We start from the raw sequence: 25,213 nt of genomic DNA on the forward strand, positions 1-25,213 counted from the left end.
ATGAGCTCTGGCCCCGATATGCCTGAGGCGGAAGGCGATCTGGCCGCTCCGCCGGCCGCGCCGCCGCCGGGCCGTGAGCCCGAGCGTCAGTTGCTGCTGATCCGGCTGTTGCCGAATCTCGTCTCGATCCTCTCGCTCTGTGCCGGTCTGACGGCGGTGCGCTTTGCGATTTCGGGCCATATCAGCACCGCGGTGCTGCTGATCGTGCTGGCGGCCTGTCTCGACGGGCTCGACGGGCGGCTGGCGCGGATGCTGCATTCGGAAAGCGCCATCGGGGCCGAACTCGACAGCCTTTGCGATTTCGTGAATTTCGGCGTGGTGCCGGCGCTGGTGCTCTATTCCTGGGGGCTGCGCACCGATGCCTCGATGGGCTGGATCGCGGTGCTGATCTATGCGGTCTGCTGTATGCTGCGCCTCGCGCGGTTCAATGTGGGCTCGCGCGCGGCGGTCCCGGCCGAGAAGACCGGTTTTCTCGGTGTGCCCTCGCCCGCGGGGGCGATGCTGGCGCTGACGCCGATCTATTTCTCGCAGGTCACGCAAAGTTTCCTGCCGCCGGGCATCACCTCTTTCTGGATGGTGGGCGTGGGAGCGATGATGATTTCGCGGCTGCCGACCCCCAGTCTGAAGCGGGTGCGCATCCCGGCTTCGGCGGCCCCCTTCGTTCTGGTGGCGGCGGTGGCCGGGGTGGCGCTGGTGATCACCTGGCCCTGGTGGACACTTCTGTTGTTCTCGCTGTGCTATTCCTCCATGCTGGTCTGGTACATTTTGCGCTGGCTGCGCCAGCGTGGTACCGGGGCGGCCTGAACGGTTCTCCCCGGCCTGAACGTCAGGGAGTAAACCATGAATACGATCAACTGGGGCATCATCGGCGCGTCGCGCTTCGCGCGTGAGCATATGGGCCCGGCCATCCATGCGGCAGAGGGGGCGCGGCTTTGCGCCCTTGCCAGCTCTGATCCGGCGAAAGCTGCCGGGTTTCAGGCCTTTTGTCCCGATCTGCAGCTGGTGCAGGGCTATGAGGCCCTGCTAGCCGATCCCGGCATCGACGCGATCTATATTCCTTTGCCCAATCACCTGCATGTCGAGGCCAGCCTGCAAGCGGCAGCGGCGGGCAAACATGTGCTGTGCGAAAAGCCGATGGGGCTGACGGTCGGGGATTATGACCGGCTGATCGCGGCACGCGATGGCGCGGCACTGCAGATGGCCGAGGCCTTTATGATCCTGCATCATCCGCAATGGCATCAGGTGCGCGACTGGATCCGGGCCGGCGAGATCGGCGAGATTATCCATGCCGATGCCGCCTTCAGCTTCCGGCTCGAGGACAGCGGCAATATCCGCATGCGGCCCGAAACCGCGGGCGGCTCGCTGCGCGATATCGGGGTCTATACCTTTGGCGCTCTGCGCTATGCCACCGGGGCTGAGGTCGATCCGGCAGGCCTTGTGGCGCGGCTGGGGCTTGAGAATGGCGTCGATACTTTTGCCCATGTCTTTGGCGAAATGGCGGGGCCGGGGCGGCGCTTTACCTTTGCCTCGACCACCTCGATGCGGGCGGCCAAGCGCCAGACCGTGGTGATCCAGGGCACGAAGGGGCTGATCCGGGTCGATGGCGGCGCGTTCAATGCCAATGTGCATGATCTGGCGCGGGTCGAGCTGCAGCAGGGCAGCCGTACAATCAGCGAACGCTATCCGGCGGTGAATCAGTACCGCCTGCAGGTAGAGGCCTTTGGCCGCGCCATCCGGGGCGAGGCTGACTATCCGGTGCCGCTCGAATTCTCGCGCGGCACCCAGGCGGCGCTGGATGCGGTGTTCCGCATCGCAGGCTGAAAAAATGCCTGCCCGGGGTAAATCCGGGCAGGCCCCGGCTCAGGCCAGTCTGCGCCAGAACAGAATGGCTGTGGCCCCACAGAGGCCGACAGCCGCGAAGACATAGAAGCCCCAGGGATAGGCAATGCCCCAGGTGACCAGGGTGCCGCCGACCAGCGGCCCCATGATGGCGCCGACGCGGCCGATCCCGGCCGAAAGGCCAAGCGCGGTGGCGCGCACGCCCGGCGGATGGCTGGCGGCGGTATAGGCATAGACCAGCACCTGGGCCGAGAAGACGAAGCAGCCGGTGATGAAGACTGCCGGATAAAGCAGCAGGGGCGGCATACGGAACGACAGCAGCGCCAGCAGGAGCCCACCGATAAAGAACCACAGCAGGGCGGCGTTTTTCAGCCCGATCCGGTCCCCGATCCGGCCGGCAAAGACCAGGCCGGTGATCGCGCCCGCATTGAGCAGCAACAGCAGCCACAGCCCGCCGGTCAGCTCATATCCGGCCGAGACCATCAGCTTCGGCAGCCAGGTGTTCAGCCCGTAGACCAGGATCAGCCCCATGAAGGAGGCGGCCCAGATCCCCAGCGAATTGCGCAGCCAGGGGGCGCGAAACAGCTCTCTCGCCGAGATCTGCGGCGCTTCGGCCCGGGGCTCGGGCAGGGTAAGACCGTAAGCATGGGCGATGGCTTCGGCCTCGGCCCGGCGGCCTTTTGACAGCAGGAAAGCCGGGGATTCGGGCAGCCAGACAAACATCGCCGGGGCAAGGATCAGCCCCGGAATGGCCCCGGCGAAGAACAGCGAGGCCCAGCCATATTCGGCGAGAAACACCAGCGCCAGCAGCGCGGTGCTGACCGCGCCGACATGATAGCCGGTCATCACCGTGGTGGTGGCCTTGCCGGACTGGCCGCGCGAGAATTCATTGACCATGGCAATCGCGGTGGGCAGGCAGCCGCCGAGGCCAAAGCCTGCGATAAAGCGCCAGAGGGCAAGGGTGCCGGCGCCGCTGCTCAGCCCGCAGGCGAGGGTGGCGAGCGAAAAGCCGAAGACTGACCAGATCATCACTTTGCGCCGGCCCAGATAGTCGGTGGCCAGGCCAATGCTCAGCGCCCCGAGCGTCATGCCGACGAGGCCAATGGTGGAAACGAATGTGGCTTCGGCCGGGGTCATCCAGGGGCTGTCGCCGCCGGTCAGGGTGGGGATCAGCGCCCCGAGCACCACCAGATCAAAGCCGTCAAGCACGACGGCGATCCAGCACATCACCAGAACCGCAACCGCTGAACGCGAGGCCGCCGGCCCTGCGGATAAGAACTTATTCACCATGGTTTCTCCTTCACGGGATCGCCACGATGCTCCTCACCATGCGTCCCGAGCCTCTCAGAACGGCGCGATAAGAAGGGAGTGAGATAGATGTTTCAAGACATAATGACGCAGCATTATGATGCATTTGGTTATATTTAAGGCGTAATTCATAACATAATCAGGCGGTAGCATATTTAAAAAGTTATGAATAATGCCCTCTGGCCGATCTGCAGGAGCTGCTGGCCAGGGGCTCTGCCGTTTCGTGTCAGGCGGCCAGAGCGGGGTCCGGATGCAAAAGGCCGGCAGAACAGATCTGCCGGCCTTTTCAGGTGCATCGCAGTGGGGCGTGATTACTCCATCGCCTCCAGCTCATCGATAAAGCCCGCGATCATTTCGAGGCCTTTGTCCCAGAATTTCGGGTCCGAGGCGTCAAGGCCGAAGGGCGCGAGCAGCTCTTTATGATGTTTCGAGCCACCGGCTTTCAGCAGCTCGAAATATTTCTCCTCAAAGCCGGGCAGGCCATCGGCATAGGCCGCGTAAAGCGCATTCACCAGCCCGTCGCCGAAAGCATAGGCATAGACGTAGAAGGGCGAATGGATGAAATGCGGGATATAGGCCCAGAAGGTCTCATATCCATCCATAAAATCGAAGATCGGGCCGAGGCTTTCGGATTGCACCGACATCCACAAAGCATTGATCCCGTCCGGGGTCAGCTCGCCATCCTGGCGCGCGGCATGCAGTTTGCACTCAAAATCATAAAAGGCGATCTGGCGCACCACGGTGTTGATCATATCCTCGACCTTGCCGGCGAGCAGGGTCTTTTTCTCGGCCGGGGTCTTTGCCTCGTCGAGCAGTTTGCGGAAGGTCAGCATCTCGCCAAACACGCTGGCGGTCTCGGCCAGGGTCAGCGGGGTGGAGGAGAGCAGTTCCCCCTGGCCCGCCGCCAGCACCTGATGCACGCCGTGCCCCAGCTCATGCGCCAGCGTCATCACATCGCGCTGTTTGCCCAGATAGTTCAGCATCACATAGGGGTGAACCGTGGTCACGGTCGGATGGGCAAAGGCTCCGGGCGCCTTGCCCGGTTTCACACCGGCATCGATCCAGCCCTTTTTGAAGAAGGGCTCGGCCAGTTTCGCCAGCTCGGGGTGGAAGGCGGCATAGGCTTCGGTCACGGTTTTTTCGGCCGTGGCCCAGTCGATCACCTTCGGCGTTTCGAGCGGCAGGGGCGCGTTGCGGTCCCAGACCTGCAGCCGCTCCAGCCCCATCCATTTCGCCTTCAGCGCGTAGTAGCGGTGCGAGAGTTTCGGATAGGCGGCGACGACCGCATTGCGCAGCGCTTCGACCACTTCGGGCTCGACATGGTTCGAGAGGTGACGCCCGGTCTGGGGCGTGGGCATTTTGCGCCAGCGATCCTCGATCTCTTTCTCTTTGGCGAGCGTGTTATGCACCCGGGCGAAGAGTTTGATATTCTTGTCAAACACCAGCGCCAGCGCTTTGGCCGCCGCCTCGCGCTTCTCGCGCAGGGGATCGGTCAGCAGGTTCAGCGTTGCCTCAAGGTTCAGCTCTTCCTCTTCGCCCTCGACCCTGAACATCAGCCCGGCCATGGTCTCATCGAACAGCTTATTCCAGGCCGATGCGCCGACAACCGACTGATCGTGCAGGAATTTTTCCATCTCATCGGAAAGCTGATGCGGCCGCATGGCGCGCATGCGCTCAAACACCGGACGGTAGCGCGCCAGATCAGCATTCCCGGCCAGAAGCGTTTCGAGATGGCTGTCTTCCAGCCGGTTGAACTCAAGGCTGAAGAAGACCAGCGCCGTGGTGGCATCGGTCACCTCATCCTGGGCATCCGACATGAATTTCGCGCGCTCGGAATCCATGGTGTTCTGGTAGTAGCGCAGACCGGCATAGGACATGATCCGCCCGGCGGTCACGTCGATCGCCTCATAGTCCTGCACGCAGCCCAGCAGCCCGGCGGCAGAGAGGCTGGCCAGTTTACCCTCATATTTCGCGGCGAAATCGGCGCAGGCCTGGATCAGCCAGTCCATATCGCGCTCATATTCCGGTGCATCCGGGCCGGGATAAAGATCGCTCAGATCCCAGTCCGGCAGCGAGCCGAGGCCTTTGCCTGAGGCGCCGCCAGCGGCGGCATTGGCATCAAACAGCGGGCGAGGCGGGGAAAAACGCATCCGGACATCCTGTGATTAATCTGCCCGGGGTCGCGGGGATGCGGGCCTCAGGCTCTGACTGATATCTAGGCGCGACCAGGGGCAGGCTGCAAGGGGCGCAGCCCGGGTCGGACCCGGCAGGCCTGATGTGGCGGGCTGTCTCTTTGCCGGTACCAGCTCTTATAAGATGCCAGCGGCCTGGCCGATGCGGCGGCCCATGCCGGGGGCGGGGATCCATATCGATGGCCCCGGCCGGGTTGATTCTTATGTCGCCAGTGGCTGCTGCCCGGATGAGCGCTCTATTCGGCTGGGCATGGCCTTGACGCCGGTGATACCGCGCCGATCTGCGGGGGTTGCGCGGGGCGGAATTCGGGGGGCAGCTGCGCAAACCCTGGATGTCGCGGTTGCGATCCTTGCGGCCGGTCACTAGGCTCGCCGCATATGCTGACTGGTGATCGATGACATATTGCGTAGGCCTGCTGCTGAAGGACGGGATGGTTTGCCTGTCGGATACCCGGACCAATGCCGGGCTCGATAATATTTCCACCTATCGCAAAATGTTCACTTTTGAAGTGCCGGGGGAGCGCGTCATTCTGATCATGACGGCAGGCAGCCTTTCGGTGACCCAGACCACCATCGCCCGGCTGCATGAGGCGATGGATCAGGAGCCGACGCCGGAAAGCTCGATCATGCTGGCGCCGAGTATGTTGAAAGTGGCGGGGATCATCGGCAATACCCTGGCCCAGGTGCGCCTTGAGATCGATGAGAAACTGTCGATGAGCCAGGGCGCCTCGGCCTCTATGATTGTGGCGGGCCAGCGCCGGGGTGGCGGGATGCGGATGTTCCTGATCTATCCCGAGGGCAATTTCATCGAGGCCACCGAAGACACGCCCTTCCTGCAGATCGGTGAACATAAATATGGCAAGCCCATTCTCGACCGGGTGGTGCAGCGTGAAACCTCGCTCAGTGACGGGCAGAAGGCGGTTCTGCTGTCGATGGATTCGACCTTGCGCTCGAACCTCTCGGTCGGCATGCCGCTGGATCTGGCGGTGATCGCCAGGGATGCGCTGCAGGTGAGCAGCTCGCGCCGGATCGAGGCCGGGGATGAGGGGTTTCGCGCCATGAGCGAGGCCTGGTCGGTGGCTCTGCGCGACGGCTTTGGCCGCATCACCCTCTGAACGCCCGCTGAGCGCCGCCGGACCGGACCCTTTCGCGCTGTCCGGCAGATCTGCATCTTCACCCGCCAGGCCCCGTTCCGGGAACCCTCCTGCTGCTCTGTCGTTCAACCCAAGGGGGCATGGTCTCTTGCCGGCGGATTGGCCGGCAGCTTTGCCCTGCGGAAGGCCTGCCCTGTTCTGTGCCGGGGTGGCGGTGTTTAGAGACGGGTGTGCCTATGGAACTTCAACTGATCCGCAGCTTTCTGGAAGTAGCAGAAAGCGGCTCTTTCGCGGCGGCCTCGGACCGGCTGTTCGTGACCCAGTCTGCGGTATCACTGCGTATCCAGCGGCTTGAGGATCAGCTGGGCCAGCCGCTGTTCAGCCGCTCGAATGACGGGGTGGCGCTGACGACGGCGGGGCGCGAGTTTCGCGGCTATGCCGAAACCATCCTCGGCCACTGGGAACAGGCCCGGCAACGGGTTTCGGCCACCGGTGAGGCGCGCCAGAAGCTGGCAATCGGCGCGAAATCAGAACTCTGGAGCGGGCTGGGCTTTCGCTGGCTCGATCTGCTCGGCGCGGCGCGGCCCGATCTGCAGATCGAGGCGCTGAGCGACCGCAGCGAGGCCCTGGCCCAGGCTTTGCTCAGTGATATGCTGCAGGTCATCCTCAGCTATACGCCGCTGACGCGGGCAGGGGTGAGCAGCCTGCCGCTGTTTGAAGAAAAGATGATCCTCGTCTCGACCGAGAAAGGCATCAGCGCCGCTGCGCCGGGCGAGGGCTATATCCGGGTTGAGGCAGGCGAGGATTTTGCCCGCTTTCATCAGGAAGAACTGCCGCATCTGCAAAATCCCTCCCTTGTTATGGCACTGGGCGGACTCACCCGGGGGTTTTTGCTCAGCCGCAGCGCGAGTGCCTATCTTCCGGAACGTGAGGTGCATGACGATCTGCGCCAGGGCCGGCTGTACCGGGTCGCACAGGCCCCGGTTTTCACCCGCCAGACCTGGGTGATCTGGCGCGAAAGCATGGACCAGAAGATCAGAAATGTTGCTGAAGCGACACTGAACACTGCTCTGGAAGACATGAAAACAACCGCAGACCGCCACTGACTCGGCGCGGGATCACCCCTGAAATGAGCTGTAGTTGTAGCCGTAACTCATTGAGTTGCGGCTATTTTTTTTTATTACTATGCCGGATGGAACAGGGGGGTGACGCAATCCGCTTCTGGTTCCTTGAGTAATACTGGAGGCGGCATCAAGTTTCGCAAATGTTTTGGATTCCTGCTCCAGGCCCCAGATCACTCTCATGCGGACAGGGAGGGATGAACCTGAACTGTCTGGCAGGTGTGAAAAGGAGTAGGTATGAAAAAGGTTGCACTTCTGGCCTCGGCCTCGGCCCTCAGCTGCGCCATGGCGGCGCCGCTTTTCGCCCAGGACCTCTATGGCACCACCGCGCTTGATGACCGTATTGAAGATATCGAGCGTGATGTGAACCGTGATTTTGAGCGTGCTGAGGATTCGGCTCGTTTCGGCTCGCCGGAAGGCCGTCAGGGCCTGTCGGGTTCGGCCTCGCTGGGTTTCTCGGGTAAAACCGGTAATAACGAATCGCAGGACCTCTCGGTTGGTCTGCGCATCCGTCACGCCGAGGGTCCGTTCCAGCAGACCATCGGTGCCGTGCTTGATTATTCGGAATCGGATAACAGCTCGACCAAAGAAGATGTCTTCGTCGTCTATGACGCGAACTACTATTTCAATGACAACTTCTACGGCTTCATCCTCGGCCGCGCCCAGTCGGACGGCCTGGCTGATGAGCTGACCGCTTCTGAAACTGCCAATGGCGTGACCGTTGCTGAAAAGGTCAAGCGCGATGGCTTCCTTGGCTTTGGTCCGGGTTACCGCGTGGTGAACACCCCCGATATGGCATGGCGCGTCCAGGCCGGTGTGGGTATCAGCTACCTTGAATATGGCGATGGCCGTTCGGTCACCGAAGAAGCCGCGATCGCTTCGTCGCGCTTCTACTACAAATTCTCGGATAATGTGTTCCTGACCAACGACACCGACGTGCTGAACTCGTCGGAAGCGCTGCGTGCGAACAACGATTTCGGTGTGAACTTCAAGATCACCGATGCGATGTCGACCCGCGTCAGCTACCTGTCGGAATATAACGAAAGCCGCGCGATCCGCACGGATAACAAACTGGGCGTCTCGATCGTCTTCGGCTTCTGAGCCAGAGATTTTCAGACCAGCAGTACGGAAAGGGGCGGAGCAATCCGCCCCTTTTTGCCGTCGCCCGGATCTGCAGTACAGATCGGCCACAGGCGCCGCCTGCGCGGCGACACATCTGTCCGAAAAATTCAGGGGGAGAAGGTGGCGGGCCCGCAGCGACCGTGGGCGGTCGGGGATTCCCGAGAGCCAGAGGTCTCAGGGGGGCACCAGATAACCGGACCAGGATCCGGCCAGAGCCAGCACCCTTTCAAGTGCTTATAGGCCAGTGGGAAAAGGACCCCACACGTGAAGAGCAGCACCCGCCGGGATCCAATTTAGGGCCGCGGGCGCGGCTGCGCAAGATCTGCCGGTGGCCGCATCGCTCTGAGGCAGCCTTCTGGTCTGTTTCATCTGTCCTGAAATATCCCCGCCGGAGGCATAAACCGCTGCCACCGGGCCGCTGGCTTGCACAGCGCCGCGCAAGTTGCGAGAACATGGGCCATGGACCTTTTCGAAGACAGCCCCGCCCCTACCACCGGCAACAGCCCTGAATTCACCGTCTCCGAGCTTTCGGGCGCGGTGAAGCGGGTGATTGAGGGCGAATTTGGCCTGGTGCGGGTCAGGGGCGAGATCGGAAGGGTGTCGCGTCCGGCCTCGGGCCATCTCTATTATGATCTGAAAGATGACCGCTCGGTCATTGCCGCCATCACCTGGAAGGGCCAGGCTGCAAGGCTGAGCGTGCGTCCCGAAGAGGGGATGGAGGTGGTGGCCACCGGGCGGATGACCACTTTCCCCGGCCAGTCGAAATATCAGCTGATCATCGATGATATCGCCCCGGCGGGGGCAGGCGCGCTGATGGCGATGCTCGAGCGCCGCCGCGCCGCCTTGCAGGCCGAGGGGCTGTTTGACCCGGCGCGTAAACAGCCGATCCCCTGGCTGCCGAAGGTGATCGGCGTCATCACCTCGCCCTCGGGTGCGGTGATCCGCGATATTCTGCACCGGCTGCGCGACCGTTTCCCGCGCCCGGTGCTGATCTGGCCGGTGCCGGTTCAGGGCGAGCGCTGCGCGCCGGAAGTGGCGGCGGCGATCCGTGGCTTCAATGCTTTGCCGCAGGATGGCCCGATCCCGCGCCCGGATCTGCTGATCGTCGCACGCGGCGGCGGCTCGCTTGAGGATCTCTGGGGCTTTAACGAAGAGATTGTGGTCAGGGCGGCGGCAGAAAGCCGGATCCCGCTGATTTCGGCGGTGGGCCATGAGACCGATACCACGCTGCTGGATTTCGCCGCAGATCTGCGCGCGCCGACGCCGACGGCGGCGGCCGAGCTGGCGGTGCCGGTGCGCCTTGAGCTTCTGGCAGGGCTTGAGGGTCTGTCGGGGCGGCTCTTGCATGCGGTGGTGCAGCGCGGTCAGCGCCAGCGCCAGCGGCTGAGTGATCTGTCGCGCGCCTTGCCCCGGCCCGAGACCCTGACCGGCCAGGCGGCCCAGCGGCTTGATCATGCGGCGGGGCGTCTGGGCGGCGGGCTCGGGCTGATGGCGGCGCGCAAACGCTCAGAATTTGAGCGGGTCGCGGGCCAGATGCGGGCCGGGCTGCTGCTGAGCCTCGTCTCGCGCCGCGGCGACGCGCTGGAAAAGCGCGAAGAGGCGATGGCGATGCGCTTTGAGCGCCGGCTGGAGCGGGCGCGGGATGGCTTCCAGGCCTGGTCTTCGCGGCTGGCACCGGCGCTCGGGCGGGTGATTGCCCAGAGCAGCCGCCAGGCCGGGCTGGACCGCCTCCGGCTGCAGACCGCCGCTGCGCGGCTGGATCAGGCTTTGCTGGCGCAGCATCAGCGGCTTACGGCGTGGATCAGCGGCTTTGAGCGCGTGCTCGAGACGCTGAACTACCAAAAAACCCTGGAGCGTGGCTTTGCCGTGGTCCGGGCCCGGGGCGAGGGCGGGGGCGAGGTGATCACCTCGCTCGCCGGGGCCGCCGGGGCTGGGCTGATGGAGATCCAGTTTGCCGATGGCCGGGTTGAGGTTCAGCCCGCCGGCAGCCCCCCCGCCGCTGCGCCCACAGGTGCAGCACCCAGAGCAGCGGCACCCGGAGCAGCTGCAGCTGCGGCCAAAGCCGCGCCTGCCGCAAAGCCGACCGCGCGCAAGGGGGGCAGCGCTGATGAGGGCGGGCAGGGCAGCCTGTTCTGAACGCTCCGCCCGGGGCGCCGCGCCCTGACCCGCATCAGCGGGCGTCAGGGCGGGCCTATGCGCCGATAAATCCGTCACAGACCAGCGGCCCCTGGGCGGGGTAGAGCATGATCGGCACGCTGTCGCGCCGCCCCTCGTAAAAGCCCATCAGCCAGCCGCCGCGATCATGATAGGTCCAGCAGACCGGGCGCCCGGGGTTATCCTCATAGAGAAAGCAGATCTGCTCGCCGACCTGCTCCCAGCTGCCATGCATGCAGCGCTCAGCATCGCGCCAGATCACCCTTTTGCCCGAAAGAAAGGTCTCAACCCCGTAAAGCCCGATATCGGCATCATGGGTATCCATGGTCCGGCCCCGGGTCAGCGCGTCAAATTCCGCCGCAGTCAGCGGCGGATCACTGGCCGCGTCACCGGGTCCGGGTGGGGTCACAGGCGGGCTTTCAGCCCGCGCCGGGCTGGCGATGGCAAGGCAGAGCAGGAGGGTCAGGCTCAGTCGTTTCACAGTTACACTCCGACATCCGGGGCCGGGCAGTCGAGGCCGCGCGGGCTCTGATCCACCTCGGTCAGCGCCGTCTCGGGGGCGGCACCCTCGGCCAGGGCCTTCAGCACATCCCCCTCGCGCCAGAAGCTCCAGCAATGTTCTTCAGGGTTGTATTCATAGACGAAACAGATCAGCGCGCCCTTCTGAAACCAGCTGCCATACTGACATTCGCCGGGCGAGGTCATCCAGCGCACTTTACGCCCCGGCAGATATTCCTCAATGCCAAAGCCCTGGCCATACTGGTTGTAGGTCAGGGTTTTGCCGCTGACATAGGCCTCAAATTCCGCGGCCGAAAGCGGCTCTGGGGTCGCGCCGGGGGCCGGGGTCGCCAGCCAGAGACTGATGAGCGCGGCAGGCATGAGCCGCAGGTTGGGGCCGGGCAGGGGAAAACGCATGGGACACCTGTTTACTTAAAGGGGGTACTGTCAGTCGCGGCCCGGGAGGAGATCGCCGGGAAAGCCTGGCAGAGCGGCGAGGCTCTGACCAGTCAGCTCTGCCTGACCTGCGGCGAAGCGGGACCGGGCGAAGCGGGACCGGGCGGGGCGGTGCCACTGGCCTGCCAGCGCCGCAGATGCGGGCGCATCAGCCGCCGCCAGGGGCCGGGCAGGAAGGCCAGACAGCAGGCCAGGGGCAGGGGCCAGGGCAGGCGCGGCGCGATATCCCCGGCGGGCAGGCGCAAAGCCGGATAGGGCCGCGAGGGGTGGCTGTGATGATCCGAATGGCGCGGCGCATTCAGCATCAGCGCCGAGGAAGCCCAATGCGCGGTATTCCAGGAATGCTGCGGCCCGACCGGCTCGAGCCTGCCATTTTCCAGCCGCGCCCGGCGCAGCCCGTAATGCTGCACATAATCCGAGACCAGCACCTGCATCTGAGCGTAAAGGCCGAGCAGGATCCAGATCACCAGGCCATAAACCCCGCCGGTCACGAGCGCGAGCCCAAGGCAGAGCGCACCGCCCGCCAGATAGACCGCATAGGGATGCAGCCCCGGCCTGCCCCGGGCGCGGGCGCGCAGATCCGTCTCGGCCCGCCAGCCCATCTTCCAGGAGCCGATCCAGGCCCGGCGGGCGAAATGATAAAAGCTCTCGCCCTCGCGGGCGGTATTCGGGTCGCAATCCGAGGCGACATAGCGGTGATGCACCAGCCGGTGCGCCGAGGCATGCTGGCCAAACAGGATCGCGATGTAAAAGGCCTGGCCCAGCCGGAACAGCAGGCGGTTGCCGCGATGGATCAGCTCATGCGCCGCCGGATGGCCGACCTGACCCAGCCAGAGGCCGGTGGCACAGAACAGCAGGATCTTCTGTCCGGAAGAGCGCCCGGAAGGCGCGGCAATCGTCCAGCTGACCACGAGAAGCAGCGCCATGGCCGAGAGCGCCAGCCCGGCGAGCAGCAGATCCGCACCGGGAAATTCCTGGCCCTCAGCCGCATCGCCGGCGACATATGGGATCAGCTGATCGAGCAGAACCGAAAGCAGCGCCATATAAAGAAACCCGGCCCAGAGCCAGGCCCCGCCCGCCAGTGCCCCAAGCCCGATCAGCGGCACCGGGGTCAGCGCTGCCAGGGCGAAAACCGGCATCGGCAGGGGAGGGGGGCGGCGGTGAGGCAGAGGCGGCGGCGGGGGATTTTGCATGATGCTGGCAGGGAAGCATGTTTGCCCGCCGCAAGGAAGCCCGCCGCAGGGAAGCCTGCCGCCGAAGCGGCCCGCGCAGCGCAGGCCTTTACATCAGGGGCTGAAATGACCAGGTAAAACCTCGTAACAAAGGGTCGGCGCCATGTCCTTCTTTAAAAAACTCAAAGACCGGATGTTCCGCTCGTCTGATAAGATCGGCGAGGGGCTGGATGCACTGGTCAGCGAAGCGCCGGAAGGTGCTGCAGCGCCCGAAGAGCTGCCGGTCGCAGAGCCGCCTGCCGCTGCTGCTGCCGCGCCGCTCGAAGCGCCTGCTGCAAAGCCCGAGGCCGGGCCTGCCGCGAGGCCCCTGGCCTCTGAGGCGGCAGAGCCTGCCGGATCCGCTCCGGCAGCGCCTGCAGCGCCCGCAAACCCCGCAGCACCGCCCGCCGCTGTGGGCGCGCCTGTGCCCGCCTCTGTGGCAGCTGCCCCCCCCGGGCCCGAGGCAAAGCCCGGGCTGATCGGCCGTCTCTTTGGCCGCAGCGAAGCGGCCGAGCCGCGCCGGGTGCTCGATGATCAGATGCTCGAAAGCCTCGAGGAGCTGCTGATCCAGACCGATCTGGGCGTCGAGACCGCTGTGCGCGTCACCGCCAATATCGCCGAGGGCCGCTTTGGCCGTAAAGTCTCGACCCGCGAGCTGAAAGAGGCGCTGGCCTCGGAAGTGGCGCGGATCATGACCCCGGTCGCGCGCCCGATGCCGATCTATCCGAAAAAGCCCCAGGTGGTGCTGGTCGTGGGCGTCAATGGCTCGGGCAAGACCACCACCATCGGCAAGCTGGCCGCGCAGTTCCGCGCCGCCGGTAAAACCGTGATGATCGCCGCCGGGGACACTTTCCGCGCCGCCGCGGTGGAGCAGCTGAAAGTCTGGGGCGAGCGCGCCGGGGTGCCGGTCATGATCGCGCCGGAAGGCTCGGATCCGGCCAGCCTCGCCTATGATGCTTTGAGCAAGGCCCAGGAGGAAGGCACCGATCTTCTGCTGATCGACACGGCGGGTCGGTTGCAGAACCGTCAGGATCTGATGGAAGAGCTGGCCAAGATCGTCCGCGTCATCCGCAAGAAAGACGAGACCGCGCCGCATAACACCTTGCTGGTGCTCGATGCGACCACCGGCCAGAATGCGGTGACCCAGGTCGGGATCTTCCGCAAAATCGCCGATGTTTCCGGCCTGGTGATGACCAAGCTCGACGGCACCGCCAAAGGCGGCGTGCTGGTGGCGCTGGCTGATAAATACGGCCTGCCGATCCATGCGATTGGCATTGGCGAGCAGATTGATGATCTCTCGCCCTTTGATCCTGATGAATTTGCCGGCGCGCTGGTCGGTCTGGAAGATCGCCGCTGAGCGCGCGTGGGAGAGACAGTATTATGGCACAACAACAGATCAATCCGGTGCTGAAACAGGTACTTGAGCTGGGCCCGACCCTGGCCTTCTTCGCGCTTTATATGTGGATCAAGGACGAGACTTTCGTCTTCGCCGGCACGGAATATTCCGGCTTTATCGCCTCGGCAGTGTTCTTCATCCCGATCCTGCTGGCCTCGATCGCGGCTTTGTGGTTTCTGACCGGCGAGCTGTCGCGCATGCAGGTCTTCACCGGCTTTATGGTGATTTTCTTCGGCGGCCTGACCGCCTGGTTCAATGATGCGAGCTTCTTCAAAATGAAGACGACGCTGGTCTATGGCACTTTTGCGGCGCTGCTCGGCATTGGTCTGTTGCGCGGCCAGAGCTGGCTGCAATGGGTGCTGGGGGCGGCTTTGCCGATGCAGCAGGAGGGCTGGATGATCCTGACCCGCCGTCTTTGTGTGCTCTTCGTCATCCTCGCCATCGCCAATGAGCTGATCTGGCGCAATATGTCAGAGGCGACCTGGGTCACGCTTGAGACCTTTGCCTTCCCGGTGGCGCTGATGGCCTTCCTGGTGATCCAGATCACTCTGCTGGGCAAATATGTGATCGAGCCGGAGAAAGACCAGCAGCCGAAGTGAAACGGCCTGTCGGATAGAGCTGTCGGATAAAAAAGGGGCCCTGCAGGGCCCCTTTTTACATTTCAGCGCTTATAGAGATTCTCAATCGCGGTTTTGTCGAGCGTGGCGGGCCGTGCCTCAGCGGCAAGGCTGACGCCCCGGATAAAGGCCGGACGGGCGGCGAGGCGGTCAAGCCAGGCGGCGAAATGCGGCTTGTCGCTGATATCCTGCTGCTGCTTTTCCCAGGCCCGGGCCCAGGGCCAGATCGCAATATCGGCAATCGACAGGTTTTCGCCCGCCACATAGGTCCGCCCGGCCAGACGACGGTCGAGCACGCCGTAAAGCCGGTTCACCTCGCGGCGGTAGCGGTCCTGGGCATAGGGCAGCACCTGGGGCGGATCCATCTCGGGCGCATAGCGCAGGAAGTGATTGGCCTGACCCGCCATCGGCCCTAAGCCCCCCATCTGCCACATCAGCCATTCCTCAACCTCGATCCGCTCGCGCTCATTCGCGCCGCCGAGCCGGCCGGTTTTGCGCGCCAGATATTGCAGGATCGCCCCGGATTCAAAGACCGAGACCGGCTCGCCGCCCGGGCCTTCGGCATCGGTTAGCGCCGGAATGCGGTTGTTCGGGGCAATGGCGAGGAAATCCGGCTCAAACTGCTGGCCGGTGCCGATATTCACCAGCTGCACCTCATAGGGCAGGCCCAGCTCTTCCAGCGCGATGGCGATCTTATGGCCGTTCGGCGTGGGCCAGTAATAAAGGCGGATCGGGGCGGTCATGGTCTTCTCCTGTCAGATGGCGGCGATCATGGCCAAAGCGCGGGGCAGGGGCAAGCTATGGGCGGAAGGCGCGGGCGCGCGGGGATGGGGCGAGCGGGTAGTGCCGAGCGGGTAGTGCCATGACAAAGGCCCGCAAAGGATGCGGGCCTTTTTTGAAAATGCGGTTCTGCGAGGCTGAGGCTCAGAACACCTGGTCCAGCGCGCGTTTGAGCCGCTTTACCGTGCCCTCGACATCTTTGAGCTTATCAAGGCCAAACAGCCCAAGGCGGAAGCTGCGGAAGGCCTCGCCCTCGCCGATCTGCAAAGGCACCCCCGCCGCGATCTGGGTACCGATCTCGCGGAATTTCGAGCCGTTCTGCACCGCCGGATCATCGGTATAGCTGACCACCACGCCCGGGGCCTCAAAGCCCTCGGCGGCGACAGAGAGAATGCCGCGCGCCTTCAGCTCATCGCGCACCGCCCGGCCAAGCGCCTGCTGCGCCGCTTTGGCCGCGGCAAAGCCCATATCGCGGGTTTCAAACATCGCATCACGCATGCCCTGAATAGCATCAGTCGGCATGGTGGCGTGATAGGCATGGCCGCCGTCCTCATAGGCCTTCATCATCGCGCGCCATTTCTTCAGATCGAGGGCAAAGCTGTTCGAGGTGCTGGCCTCCAGCCGCTCGGCCGCGCGCTTTCCCATCACCACGATGCCGGCGGCGGGCGAGGCCGACCAGCCTTTCTGCGGCGCCGAGATCAGCACATCGACATTATTTTCTACCATATCGACCCAGATCGTGCCCGAGGCGATGCAGTCGAGCACGAAAAGCGCGCCGACCTCACGCGCGGCCTCACCAATGGCGCGGATATAATCATCGGGCAGGATGATGCCCGAAGCGGTCTCGACATGCGGCGCAAAAACCGCATCGGGCTTTGTCTCGCGGATTTTCGCCACCACCTCGGCTATGGGCGGCGGGGCGAAAGGGGCGCGGGGCTGATTGCCGCTGGCCCGGGCCATCACCACATCGACGCTTTCGGCAAAGCCGCCCATGTCGAAAATCTGGCTCCAGCGGAAGGAGAAGAAACCGTTGCGGATCACCAGCGCCCGGCCGCGGCCAAACTGCCGGGCCACTGATTCCATCGCATAGCTGCCGCCACCGGGCACCAGAGCCACTGCCTCGCCATTATAGACCTCGCGCAAGAGGCCCGAGACATCGCGCATCACCTGCTGAAAACGCGCCGACATATGGTTGAGCGAGCGGTCGGTGAAGACGACCGAGAATTCCTCAAGGCCCTCGGGGTCGATGTGATCATGTGGCAGTTTCATTCTTTTCCTCCCGTAACATGGCGGAAGCCTAGCCGCGGCAATGCCGCCTCGCCAGTACATGCGCGACCTGCGGGAAAGAATATTTCACAGGCGGAAGCCCTGTGGGGCGGGGGATCAGCCGAGCGGGCCGGGGCGGCGTTCTTCGGTCAGCACCACATTGGCCTCGACATTGCCCACTCCGGGCAGGGTCATCACCCTGCGGCGCAAGACGCGCTCAAAATCGGCCAGATCGCGGGCGACGACGCGCAGCCGGTAGTCAAACAGCCCCAGCACATGCTGCACCACCTGAACCTCAGGGATGGCGCGGGCGGCGCGCTCAAAATCCTCAAAGCTGATCCGGCCCTTGGTGGCGAGCCGCACGCCCAGAAACACGGTGACGCCAAAGCCAAGCGCGGCGCGGTCGACCTCAATGCGGCGGCCGCGCAGAATGCCCGCCTCCTCCAGCCGCTTCACCCGCCGCCAGGCCGCGGGTTGCGACAGGCCAAGCCTGCGGCCCAGTTCTCCGGCGCCGAGGCTGGCATCGCTGACCAGCTCGCGCAGGATGGCACGGTCGGTTTCATCAAGATCATTCAGGCTCACAGCGGCAGCCCTGCCTCATCCTTGAGGGTGGAAATCAGCATCAGCGCATCCACCTCGGCAATATGGGGCAGGGTGAGGATGCGTTCACGGTAGATCCGGGTCCAGTGCGTCATATCGCGGGCAATGGCATTCAGCCGCACATCGACCTGGCCGAGAAAAGTCTCAATCGAGGTCACTTCGGGCACCTGCCGTGCGGCTTCGATAAATTCGTCAAAGGCGCGGGGATTGGTCTTATCGAGGGTGAAGCGCAGGCTCACCTCCAGCTCATAGCCAAGTGCGCGCCAGTCGATGATCATGCTCTCGCCCCGGATCGCGCCGCTTTCGCGCAGGCGCTCGATCCGGCGCCAGAGCGTGGCAAGGGTCACCCCGGCGCGCTCGGCCAGTTCGGCCCGGGGCAGGTCAGGCTCGCTCAGCCAGTGGCGCAGAATGCGGCGGTCGGTATCATCCATTGCATGATTATCTCATCATTTTATAAAAATGAGAATGATAATTCAGAATTATCCATAAAATTCGTGATAAATGCACTCTCCTGCGCGAAGAATCTTTCTATTCTGCCGCCATCTTCAGCAAAGGAGTGCTGTTATGCGCGTTTACTACGATCGCGATTGCGATGTTAACCTGATCAAAGAAGCCAAAGTCGCGATCCTCGGCTATGGCAGCCAGGGCCATGCCCATGCGCTGAACCTGCGCGATTCGGGTGCGAAAAACCTCGTCGTCGCGCTGCGTGAAGGCAGCCCCTCGGCAAAGAAAGCCGAAGCTGAAGGCCTGAAGGTCATGGGCATTGCCGAGGCCGCGGCCTGGGCTGATGTGATCATGTTCACCATGCCCGACGAACTGCAGGCCGAGACCTATAAGAAATACGTCCATGACAATATCCGTGAAGGCGCAGCGATTGCTTTCGCCCATGGTCTGAACGTGCATTTCGGCCTGATCGAGCCGAAAGCCGGCGTCGATGTCATCATGATGGCACCGAAAGGCCCGGGCCATACCGTGCGCGGCGAATATACCAAAGGCGGCGGCGTGCCCTGCCTGGTGGCGGTCCATACCAATGCTTCGGGCAAGGCGCTTGAAGTCGGTCTGAGCTATTGCTCGGCCATCGGTGGCGGCCGTTCGGGCATCATTGAGACCAACTTCCGCGAAGAATGCGAAACCGACCTGTTCGGCGAGCAGGCCGTGCTCTGCGGCGGTCTGGTTGAGCTGATCCGCTGCGGTTTCGAGACCCTGGTCGAAGCTGGCTATGCGCCGGAAATGGCCTATTTCGAATGCCTGCACGAAGTGAAGCTGATCGTGGACCTGATCTATGAAGGCGGTATCGCCAATATGGATTACTCGATCTCGAACACTGCAGAATACGGCCAGTATGTCACCGGCCCGCGCATTCTGAAATATGAAGAGACCAAGGCCCGCATGAAAGAAGTGCTGACCGACATCCAGCAGGGCAAGTTCGTGCGCGACTTCATGCTGGAAAATGCGGTTGGCCAGCCGACCCTGAAAGCCTCGCGCCGCGCCAATGACGAGCATCAGATCGAGCAGGTCGGTGCGAAACTGCGCGACATGATGCCCTGGATCTCCAAAGGCAAAATGGTCGACAAGGCCCGCAACTGATCTGTCATCTGACAGGTGAAGCGAAAAGACAGGGGGCAGAGCGCAAGCTCTGCCCCTTACCTTTTCAGCAGTCAGTCCCGGGGCGGCCTGGCTTCCAGGTTTCTGCGGTCAGAGGCTGCTTTGGCGGGACTTTATTGAAGAAGTGCATCTGGCCTTTTTGTCGTGCCGCAGCCTTCCAGTGCTTTTTGCGGGCATCCGGCGGCTCGAGCGCCGCATATCTGCCGCCCGAGAATTTTGGCCAGTCCAGCGCATGTCCGCTGCGCACCATTTCAGCGCTTAAATCCCGGCCGTCCGGCAGATAGCAGGTGGCAACCAGCCTGTCATAGGACATCTCAGGGCTGATCTCGGCGGTAACAACCTGGCCTTTGCACAGCCTCATCAGGGCAAATTTTGCCTGGTTGCCCCAGGGATGCTCCAGCTCAGGGGCGTCAATGCCCGCGAGACGAAACCTGGTTTCTTTGATCTGAATCGTATCGCCGTCGATCACATAGCATTTGCCGCTGATCCGGGCGGGCAGGGGCCGCTCAGGCACAATGCCGACCACATCAGCCGGGCGGATTGGCGGAGTGAACCCTGTTCTGACAGTCCCCGGGCCGGAGGGAAACCGGTTCTCCCGGATCCCGGATGCTCTCGGCGCGGCCTTTGGCTTACGATAGGGAATGCGGGGCGGACGCAGCCCCGGCAGCCGGAGCCCGAGAAGGCGAAGCAATAAACGAAGCAATTTTAGCTCATTAATCAGATGAAATATTGCCCCATTCTTAGCAGACAGGATGCGGAGCCATAGCAGGAAATCGCTTGCTGCCACACATCACGATGCCTGCATTACGCCCCTGTGCGGAAGCGGTCCCGGGCTTTGTGCTGGCCCGGCCGAGGCCAGGGCACTGCGCGGAAATCCGCAATCAGCTATGCGCAGGGGGTATTTCTGCCAGGCCTCTGCGCTTTAACACTTCCGGCTGGCTGCGGAACGCTGTACCCGCGAGGAGTGAAAGTCCGGTTGCGTAAATCGTGCCAACTTTGAAATAAAATTACTCTGGATCTGTGTTATGTCTCAACCCACCCCCGCAGGCGGTAAGGCGGTGAATTCGCCGGCCCGTGTGCTGACCGCCAGCCTCGTTGGCACCACGATCGAATTCTTCGACTTCTATGTCTATGCCACCGCGGCAGTGCTGGTCTTCCCGGCTTTGTTCTTCCCGCAGGGCAATGATACGGCGGCGCTGCTGGCCTCTTTCGCCACTTTCTCGATCGCTTTCTTCGCCCGCCCCTTCGGCGCGCTGGTCTTTGGCCATTACGGCGATAAAATCGGCCGTAAGGTGACGCTGATCGCGGCTTTGCTGACCATGGGCATCTCGACCGTGATCATCGGCCTTTTGCCGACCTATGATCAGATCGGTCTGGCGGCGCCGCTGCTGCTGGCCTTGTGCCGCTTTGGTCAGGGCTTTGGTCTGGGCGGTGAATGGGGCGGCGCGGTGCTGCTGGCCACCGAGAATGCACCGCCGGGCAAGAAAAGCTGGTATGGTATGTTCCCGCAGCTTGGCGCCCCGGTGGGCCTGTTCCTGTCTTCGGGCTTTTTCTGGCTGCTGCTGCATTACATCAGCACCGAGGACTTCATGTCCTGGGGCTGGCGTCTGCCCTTCCTCGCGTCAGTTCTGCTGATCGCCATCGGTCTGTGGGTGCGTCTTGCTATCACCGAGACCCCGGAATTCGCCGAGGCGCTGAAAAAGAAACAGGCGGTCAAGGTTCCGGCTCTCGAAGTCTTCCGCAATTTCAAGCTTTCGCTCTTCCTTGGCACTTTCGTGGCTCTGGTCACTTTCGTGCTGTTCTACATCTGCACCGCATGGCTTTTGTCTTATAATACCAAGACTTTGGGCATGCCGCTGGTCGATGCGCTGCTGTTGCAGATCTATGGTTCGGTGATTTTCGGCATTTCGATTGTGATCGCGGGCAAGCTCGGCGACTGGATGGGGCGCTATATCTTCCTGATCCTGGTCACCCTGGCGATTGCGGTGTTTTCGTTCTTCCTCGCGCCGCTGATGACCCAGGGTATGACGAAGCTTTATATCTTCGTCACCATCGGCATGCTGCTGATGGGGCAGACCTATGGGGTGATCGGGGCGGCGCTTGCCGCACCTTTCCCGCCGGCGGTGCGCTATACCGGCTCGTCGCTGACCTTTAACTTTGCCTCGATCTTCGGGGCCTCGCTGGCCCCCTATGCCGCCACCTGGCTGCAGGCGAACCATGGCATGGAATCGGTTGGCTATTATCTCCTGGCTTCGGCCGTGATCACCCTGGTGTGTATCATCGCCACCGGACGCAAAGCGGTCTGAGAGGCCACAGGAAATGACAAAGGGCCGGAGCATCGCTCCGGCCCTTTTGTTTGTGATCAGCCCGCGCCGCTGAAGATTCGGGCGGCTTCCAGCTGGACCCATTCGGGCCAGTCGGCCCGCTCATAGGGCCAGGACAGGGGCTCCTCATCCTCTGGCCCCATCCATAAGGCCACCGCCTGCTGCCTGGCCGGATCAATCCAGAGCCAGGCCCGTTCGGCGTCGCAGTTGAGCTTGACGCAGGCCGAACCGCTATAGCCGTTTTCACCCAGATCCCCCGAGCCGAGACCTGAGAGAATAGCGATATAGCTTTCCCAGTCCTCGGGGCTCATCGATTGCGAGAGCAGGCTGTAGACCGGGCCGAAACTCATCGCCTCAATCGGATGTTTGCCCGCAAGGCCGGAGAAATCGGTCCAGGTCTCGCTGGCATCGGGGCTGAAACCCTCGGCCTGATCCGGGCGCAGTCCTTCGGAGGGGCTCCAGTGCCAGATCTCGGCAGGGCTGCCGGGCAGGGCGGCGCTGGCAAAGACCAGACGGTCGCCCCGGACCTCGGTCTCAAAATACGAGCAGGAGTCGATCGGACCGGCGATCTGCGGCACGCCTTTCTGCAGCCAGACCACAAAGGGCGTGGCATTGCAGGCATTGCCCCCGGCTCCGGCCACGCCGGTCACCAGGCTGACGCCCCCGAGCTCCAGCGCCTGGTCGAGCAGCACCAGCCCGTCCTCGGCCAGGACTTTGCCATCGACCAGCAGCTGGCGGTTGAAATCGCCGGTCTCAACCACGCTGGCCTCATAGGGGCCGAGCGGCAGGCGATCGGGCGGGGTCTGGGCCAGCAGCGCGGCCGGTGCGGCGCAGCTGAGGATCAGCGCGAGGCTGAGGCGGGAAGCGGGCAGGGGCAGCGACAAGGGAAACCTCCGGTCTTACAAAGCGACAGAACAGCCAGATCCGAGACTGCACATTCTGCCGAGGATGACCAGTAAGGCAATCCGGCGGGCCGGGGCCGGGGCTTAAAAAAACCAGGCGGGGCGCATCTGGCCCCGCCTGGTTCAGAGTGTCTCAGATCCGGGCCTGTCAGCCTGCGGCGGCGACCGCCTCGACGATCTCATCCACCACATCAAGCAAAAGCGCCTCATCCTCGCATTCCGCCATGACCCGGATCAGCGGCTCGGTGCCGGATTTGCGGATCAGGATGCGGCCCTTGCCAGCGATACGCGCCTCATTGGCGGCGATGACCTGCTGCACTTTAGCGGCGGCAAGCGGCTGCGCCCCGGCCTGATAGCGCACGTTTTTCAGCAGCTGCGGCACGGTTTCAAACTGGCGCGTGAGCGTGCTGGCCTTCTCGCCGGTGCGTGCCATTTCGGCAAGGAACTGCAAAGCCGCCGCGAGGCCGTCGCCGGTGGTGGCATAATCGGTCATCACGATATGGCCCGATTGCTCACCGCCCAAGTTGAAGCCGTTTTTGCGCATTTCCTCAACGACATAGCGGTCGCCGACGGCGGTGCGCTTCAGATGCAGGCCCCTGGTCTTCAGGAAGGTCTCAAGGCCAAGGTTCGACATCACCGTCGCAACCAGCGTATCACCCTTCAGCCGGCCCTCGGCGCCCCAGCGGGCTGCGAACAAAGCCATGATCTGATCGCCATCGGCGACTTTGCCGGTCTCATCAATGATCATCACCCGGTCGGCATCGCCGTCGAGGGCAATGCCGACATGCGCGCCATGGGTGATCACGGCCTCGGCGGCGGTTTCGGTATGGGTCGAGCCGCAGCGGTCGTTGATATTGGTGCCATTGGGCGCAGTGCCGAGCGGGATCACCGTCGCCCCCAGCTCCCACAACACTTCCGGCGCGGCGCGGTAGGCGGCGCCATGGGCGCAGTCGATCACCACTTTCAGCCCCTCAAGGCTGAGGCCGGTCGGGAAAGAGGTCTTCACGAATTCCTGATAACGGCCGCGCCCGTCATCGATCCGTTTGACCCGGCCGATATTCGAGGCAGGGGCCAGCGGCAGATCGGCCTCCAGCATGGCCTCAATCTCGGCCTCGGCCTGATCCGAGAGTTTAAAGCCGTCGGGGCCGAAGAATTTGATGCCATTATCCTCATGCGGATTATGGCTGGCCGAGATCATCACGCCCAGATCGGCCCGCATCGAGCGGGTGAGAAAGCCCACCGCCGGGGTCGGCACCGGGCCGACGAGGAGCACATTCATGCCAGTCGAGGCGAGGCCCGCAGTCAGCGCATTTTCCAGCATATAGCCCGAGAGCCGGGTGTCCTTGCCGATCACCACCCGATGCGCGGCGCTGTCATCGCGGCGGAAGAAATGGCCCGCCGCCGCGCCCAGTTTCAGCGCAACCTCGGCGGTCATCGGCCAGCTGTTGGCGCGTCCGCGGACGCCGTCGGTTCCAAATAGTTTTCTCGACATGCAATGTCCTGAGGGTCACGGGCGCAGACGCGCCCTGTTACAACGTGTTCTGTGGGCTGGTTCCGGCGATGGCCTGCCAGATCTGCAGCGCCTGCCGGGTCTCTTTGGTGTCATGCACCCGCAGGATCTGGGCCCCGGCAGCGGCCCCCTGCAAAGCAACGGCGACCGAGCCCGAGACCCGCTCGGCGGGGGTTTCGGTGCCGGTCAGGGCGCCGATAAACTTCTTGCGTGAGGCACCGAGCAGCAGCGGCAGGCCAAAGTCGTGGAAAGCCGCCAGTTGGCGCAGCAGCAAAAGGTCATGCGCCGTGGTCTTGCCAAAGCCGATGCCGGGATCAAGGATCAGCTGTTCGGCCCGCAGCCCCGCCGCCAGCGCCGCTTCCACCCGCGCATAGAGGTGATCACGCACCGCGGTGACCACATTGTCATATTGCGCATGGCGCTGCATGGTCTCGGGCGTGGCGATGGAATGCATCAGCACCACCGGCACGCCGCGTTCGGCGGCAAGCCGGGCCATTGCGGGGTCAAAACGCAGGGCGGTCACGTCATTGATGATATCGGCCCCGGCGTCGAGCGCGGCCTCGGCAACCCTGGCCTTGCGGGTATCGATCGAGACCGGCAGGCGGATCCCGGCCTGGCGCAGGGCGCGGATCACCGGCGCGGTGCGGCGGATTTCCTCATCCGTGTCGACCTCGGCGGCCCCGGGGCGGGTGCTTTCACCGCCGATATCAAGAATATCGGCCTCGCGCGCCATGATGGAAGCGCGCTCGAGGGCCTGATCGAGGCCGTTGTGGCGGCCCCCGTCCGAGAAACTGTCGGGGGTGAGGTTGAGAATGCCCATGATCCGGGGCCGCTCCAGCGTCAGGCCGCAAAGATCGGGACGCGGTGCCGAGAGGGCGCGGCTCAGCGCGGCGGGCAGTTCAGAGGGGCTGCGGCCCGGCATCCCGCCCCGGGCGGCGGTCTCTGACCACCAGACATGGCAGCTGCCGCCAAGCGGGCGGGCATCGCGACCCTCATAGCCCTCGCCGCTGCGCGCGAGCGGCAGAGTCAGCTCCGCACGCCCGGGCAGGGCAAAAGCAAAGCATTTCGCTTCGCCGCAAGGAGAATGGCTGGTCAGCTGGTCCGGGGTCATGATTCAGTTCGTTACTTCAGGCAGATCTTCGCCCGGGCTTGGGGCGTGGCAAAGTCGGGCGGGGCCTGCGCGGGGGCAGGCCGGGCCGGACGGGCTCTGCTGGCTAT

23 protein-coding genes are annotated in these 25,213 nt (G+C 63.6%); 10 read left to right on the top strand and 13 right to left on the bottom strand.

Annotated features, from left to right (window positions below):
* Both pssA and H0485_RS11135 read left to right on the top strand, forming a co-directional pair.
* Positions 1-804: a CDP-diacylglycerol--serine O-phosphatidyltransferase gene (pssA, locus tag H0485_RS11130; RefSeq protein WP_226935549.1), complete on the top strand. Its 804-nt coding sequence runs from the start codon at positions 1-3 to the stop codon at positions 802-804.
* A gap of 36 nt (positions 805-840) precedes the next feature.
* Positions 841-1,821 carry a Gfo/Idh/MocA family protein gene (locus tag H0485_RS11135; protein WP_226935550.1) on the top strand — a complete coding sequence of 327 codons (981 nt, stop codon included), beginning with the start codon at positions 841-843 and terminating at the stop codon, positions 1,819-1,821.
* 39 nt (positions 1,822-1,860) lie between these two features.
* Here H0485_RS11135 and H0485_RS11140 read toward each other — a convergent pair whose 3' ends face one another.
* Positions 1,861-3,129 (bottom strand): MFS transporter, encoded by a 1,269-nt coding sequence (locus H0485_RS11140; RefSeq protein WP_226935551.1) that lies wholly within the window; start codon positions 3,127-3,129, stop codon positions 1,861-1,863.
* 329 nt (positions 3,130-3,458) lie between these two features.
* Positions 3,459-5,297: a M3 family oligoendopeptidase gene (locus H0485_RS11145; protein WP_226935552.1), complete on the bottom strand. Its 1,839-nt coding sequence runs from the start codon at positions 5,295-5,297 to the stop codon at positions 3,459-3,461.
* A gap of 437 nt (positions 5,298-5,734) precedes the next feature.
* Between H0485_RS11145 and H0485_RS11150 the strand changes: the two genes are divergently transcribed.
* The 4 genes from H0485_RS11150 (at position 5,735) to xseA (ending at position 10,812) form a co-directional block, all read left to right on the top strand.
* Positions 5,735-6,454 carry a proteasome-type protease gene (locus H0485_RS11150; RefSeq protein WP_226935553.1) on the top strand — a complete coding sequence of 240 codons (720 nt, stop codon included), beginning with the start codon at positions 5,735-5,737 and terminating at the stop codon, positions 6,452-6,454.
* Positions 6,455-6,669: 215 nt separating this feature from the next.
* On the top strand, positions 6,670-7,539 hold the full coding sequence (locus H0485_RS11155) for a LysR family transcriptional regulator (RefSeq protein ID WP_226935554.1): 870 nt from the start codon (positions 6,670-6,672) through the stop codon (positions 7,537-7,539).
* A 252-nt stretch (positions 7,540-7,791) separates the two neighbouring features.
* Positions 7,792-8,655, top strand: a complete 864-nt coding sequence (locus H0485_RS11160; protein WP_226935555.1) for a DUF481 domain-containing protein — start codon at positions 7,792-7,794, stop codon at positions 8,653-8,655.
* 480 nt (positions 8,656-9,135) lie between these two features.
* On the top strand, positions 9,136-10,812 hold the full coding sequence (gene xseA / locus H0485_RS11165; RefSeq protein WP_226935556.1) for an exodeoxyribonuclease VII large subunit: 1,677 nt from the start codon (positions 9,136-9,138) through the stop codon (positions 10,810-10,812).
* 55 nt (positions 10,813-10,867) lie between these two features.
* Here xseA and H0485_RS11170 read toward each other — a convergent pair whose 3' ends face one another.
* The 3 genes from H0485_RS11170 to H0485_RS11180 form a co-directional block, all read right to left on the bottom strand.
* Entirely contained in the window at positions 10,868-11,311 is a 444-nt protein-coding gene (locus H0485_RS11170; RefSeq protein WP_226935557.1) for a hypothetical protein, read from the bottom strand.
* Positions 11,312-11,313: 2 nt separating this feature from the next.
* On the bottom strand, positions 11,314-11,745 hold the full coding sequence (locus H0485_RS11175) for a hypothetical protein (RefSeq protein ID WP_226935558.1): 432 nt from the start codon (positions 11,743-11,745) through the stop codon (positions 11,314-11,316).
* A gap of 92 nt (positions 11,746-11,837) precedes the next feature.
* Positions 11,838-12,923, bottom strand: a complete 1,086-nt coding sequence (locus H0485_RS11180; RefSeq protein ID WP_226935559.1) for an alkane 1-monooxygenase — start codon at positions 12,921-12,923, stop codon at positions 11,838-11,840.
* A 196-nt stretch (positions 12,924-13,119) separates the two neighbouring features.
* Here H0485_RS11180 and ftsY point away from each other — a divergent pair, with 196 nt between their 5' ends.
* Both ftsY and H0485_RS11190 read left to right on the top strand, forming a co-directional pair.
* A complete protein-coding gene (gene ftsY / locus H0485_RS11185; protein WP_226935560.1) occupies positions 13,120-14,352 on the top strand; it encodes a signal recognition particle-docking protein FtsY in 1,233 nt (410 codons plus the stop codon).
* 23 nt (positions 14,353-14,375) lie between these two features.
* Positions 14,376-14,990: an inner membrane-spanning protein YciB gene (locus H0485_RS11190; protein WP_226935561.1), complete on the top strand. Its 615-nt coding sequence runs from the start codon at positions 14,376-14,378 to the stop codon at positions 14,988-14,990.
* Between the two features lie 62 nt (positions 14,991-15,052).
* On the opposite strand, the gene H0485_RS11195 is transcribed toward H0485_RS11190, so the two are convergent.
* From H0485_RS11195 to H0485_RS11210, 4 genes are all read right to left on the bottom strand, one after another.
* Positions 15,053-15,751 carry a glutathione binding-like protein gene (locus tag H0485_RS11195; protein WP_226935563.1) on the bottom strand — a complete coding sequence of 233 codons (699 nt, stop codon included), beginning with the start codon at positions 15,749-15,751 and terminating at the stop codon, positions 15,053-15,055.
* Between the two features lie 181 nt (positions 15,752-15,932).
* On the bottom strand, positions 15,933-17,057 hold the full coding sequence (locus H0485_RS11200) for an aminotransferase class V-fold PLP-dependent enzyme (protein ID WP_226935565.1): 1,125 nt from the start codon (positions 17,055-17,057) through the stop codon (positions 15,933-15,935).
* 114 nt (positions 17,058-17,171) lie between these two features.
* On the bottom strand, positions 17,172-17,630 hold the full coding sequence (locus H0485_RS11205) for an Lrp/AsnC family transcriptional regulator (protein WP_226935745.1): 459 nt from the start codon (positions 17,628-17,630) through the stop codon (positions 17,172-17,174).
* 2 nt (positions 17,631-17,632) lie between these two features.
* Positions 17,633-18,085: an Lrp/AsnC family transcriptional regulator gene (locus H0485_RS11210; RefSeq protein WP_226935567.1), complete on the bottom strand. Its 453-nt coding sequence runs from the start codon at positions 18,083-18,085 to the stop codon at positions 17,633-17,635.
* Between the two features lie 70 nt (positions 18,086-18,155).
* On the opposite strand from H0485_RS11210, the gene ilvC reads away from it, so the two are divergent.
* A complete protein-coding gene (ilvC, locus tag H0485_RS11215) occupies positions 18,156-19,241 on the top strand; it encodes a ketol-acid reductoisomerase (protein ID WP_354002444.1) in 1,086 nt (361 codons plus the stop codon).
* Between the two features lie 64 nt (positions 19,242-19,305).
* Here the strand turns inward: ilvC and H0485_RS11220 are convergent, their stop codons facing one another.
* Entirely contained in the window at positions 19,306-19,773 is a 468-nt protein-coding gene (locus tag H0485_RS11220; RefSeq protein ID WP_226935571.1) for a thermonuclease family protein, read from the bottom strand.
* A gap of 511 nt (positions 19,774-20,284) precedes the next feature.
* Between H0485_RS11220 and H0485_RS11225 the strand changes: the two genes are divergently transcribed.
* The gene (locus tag H0485_RS11225) at positions 20,285-21,565 is read left to right on the top strand and encodes an MFS transporter (RefSeq protein ID WP_226935573.1); all 1,281 of its coding nucleotides are present in this window, start codon (positions 20,285-20,287) and stop codon (positions 21,563-21,565) included.
* Between the two features lie 56 nt (positions 21,566-21,621).
* Here the strand turns inward: H0485_RS11225 and H0485_RS11230 are convergent, their stop codons facing one another.
* The 3 genes from H0485_RS11230 to folP form a co-directional block, all read right to left on the bottom strand.
* Positions 21,622-22,467 (bottom strand): Ivy family c-type lysozyme inhibitor, encoded by an 846-nt coding sequence (locus H0485_RS11230; RefSeq protein ID WP_226935575.1) that lies wholly within the window; start codon positions 22,465-22,467, stop codon positions 21,622-21,624.
* A gap of 166 nt (positions 22,468-22,633) precedes the next feature.
* Positions 22,634-23,977 carry a phosphoglucosamine mutase gene (glmM, locus tag H0485_RS11235; RefSeq protein ID WP_226935577.1) on the bottom strand — a complete coding sequence of 448 codons (1,344 nt, stop codon included), beginning with the start codon at positions 23,975-23,977 and terminating at the stop codon, positions 22,634-22,636.
* 37 nt (positions 23,978-24,014) lie between these two features.
* Positions 24,015-25,106, bottom strand: a complete 1,092-nt coding sequence (gene folP / locus H0485_RS11240) for a dihydropteroate synthase (protein ID WP_226935579.1) — start codon at positions 25,104-25,106, stop codon at positions 24,015-24,017.
* Positions 25,107-25,213: the final 107 nt, after the last annotated feature.

The sequence above is a fragment of the Pseudogemmobacter faecipullorum genome (genome assembly GCF_020539525.1).
GTDB classification, from domain to species: domain Bacteria; phylum Pseudomonadota; class Alphaproteobacteria; order Rhodobacterales; family Rhodobacteraceae; genus Pseudogemmobacter; species Pseudogemmobacter faecipullorum.

Excerpts from the sequence above, each read along its gene's own strand:
- pssA (WP_226935549.1), top strand. The coding sequence starts at position 1 with ATGAGCTCTGGCCCCGATATGCCTGAGGCGGAAGGCGATCTGGCCGCT.
- H0485_RS11135 (WP_226935550.1), top strand. The coding sequence starts at position 841 with ATGAATACGATCAACTGGGGCATCATCGGCGCGTCGCGCTTCGCGCGT.
- H0485_RS11140 (WP_226935551.1), bottom strand. The coding sequence starts at position 3,129 with ATGGTGAATAAGTTCTTATCCGCAGGGCCGGCGGCCTCGCGTTCAGCG.
- H0485_RS11145 (WP_226935552.1), bottom strand. The coding sequence starts at position 5,297 with ATGCGTTTTTCCCCGCCTCGCCCGCTGTTTGATGCCAATGCCGCCGCT.
- H0485_RS11150 (WP_226935553.1), top strand. The coding sequence starts at position 5,735 with ATGACATATTGCGTAGGCCTGCTGCTGAAGGACGGGATGGTTTGCCTG.
- H0485_RS11155 (WP_226935554.1), top strand. The coding sequence starts at position 6,670 with ATGGAACTTCAACTGATCCGCAGCTTTCTGGAAGTAGCAGAAAGCGGC.
- H0485_RS11160 (WP_226935555.1), top strand. The coding sequence starts at position 7,792 with ATGAAAAAGGTTGCACTTCTGGCCTCGGCCTCGGCCCTCAGCTGCGCC.
- xseA (WP_226935556.1), top strand. The coding sequence starts at position 9,136 with ATGGACCTTTTCGAAGACAGCCCCGCCCCTACCACCGGCAACAGCCCT.
- H0485_RS11175 (WP_226935558.1), bottom strand. The coding sequence starts at position 11,745 with ATGCGTTTTCCCCTGCCCGGCCCCAACCTGCGGCTCATGCCTGCCGCG.
- H0485_RS11180 (WP_226935559.1), bottom strand. The coding sequence starts at position 12,923 with ATGCCGGTTTTCGCCCTGGCAGCGCTGACCCCGGTGCCGCTGATCGGG.
- ftsY (WP_226935560.1), top strand. The coding sequence starts at position 13,120 with ATGTCCTTCTTTAAAAAACTCAAAGACCGGATGTTCCGCTCGTCTGAT.
- H0485_RS11190 (WP_226935561.1), top strand. The coding sequence starts at position 14,376 with ATGGCACAACAACAGATCAATCCGGTGCTGAAACAGGTACTTGAGCTG.
- H0485_RS11195 (WP_226935563.1), bottom strand. The coding sequence starts at position 15,751 with ATGACCGCCCCGATCCGCCTTTATTACTGGCCCACGCCGAACGGCCAT.
- H0485_RS11200 (WP_226935565.1), bottom strand. The coding sequence starts at position 17,057 with ATGAAACTGCCACATGATCACATCGACCCCGAGGGCCTTGAGGAATTC.
- H0485_RS11210 (WP_226935567.1), bottom strand. The coding sequence starts at position 18,085 with ATGGATGATACCGACCGCCGCATTCTGCGCCACTGGCTGAGCGAGCCT.
- ilvC (WP_354002444.1), top strand. The coding sequence starts at position 18,156 with ATGCACTCTCCTGCGCGAAGAATCTTTCTATTCTGCCGCCATCTTCAG.
- H0485_RS11225 (WP_226935573.1), top strand. The coding sequence starts at position 20,285 with ATGTCTCAACCCACCCCCGCAGGCGGTAAGGCGGTGAATTCGCCGGCC.
- glmM (WP_226935577.1), bottom strand. The coding sequence starts at position 23,977 with ATGTCGAGAAAACTATTTGGAACCGACGGCGTCCGCGGACGCGCCAAC.
- folP (WP_226935579.1), bottom strand. The coding sequence starts at position 25,106 with ATGACCCCGGACCAGCTGACCAGCCATTCTCCTTGCGGCGAAGCGAAA.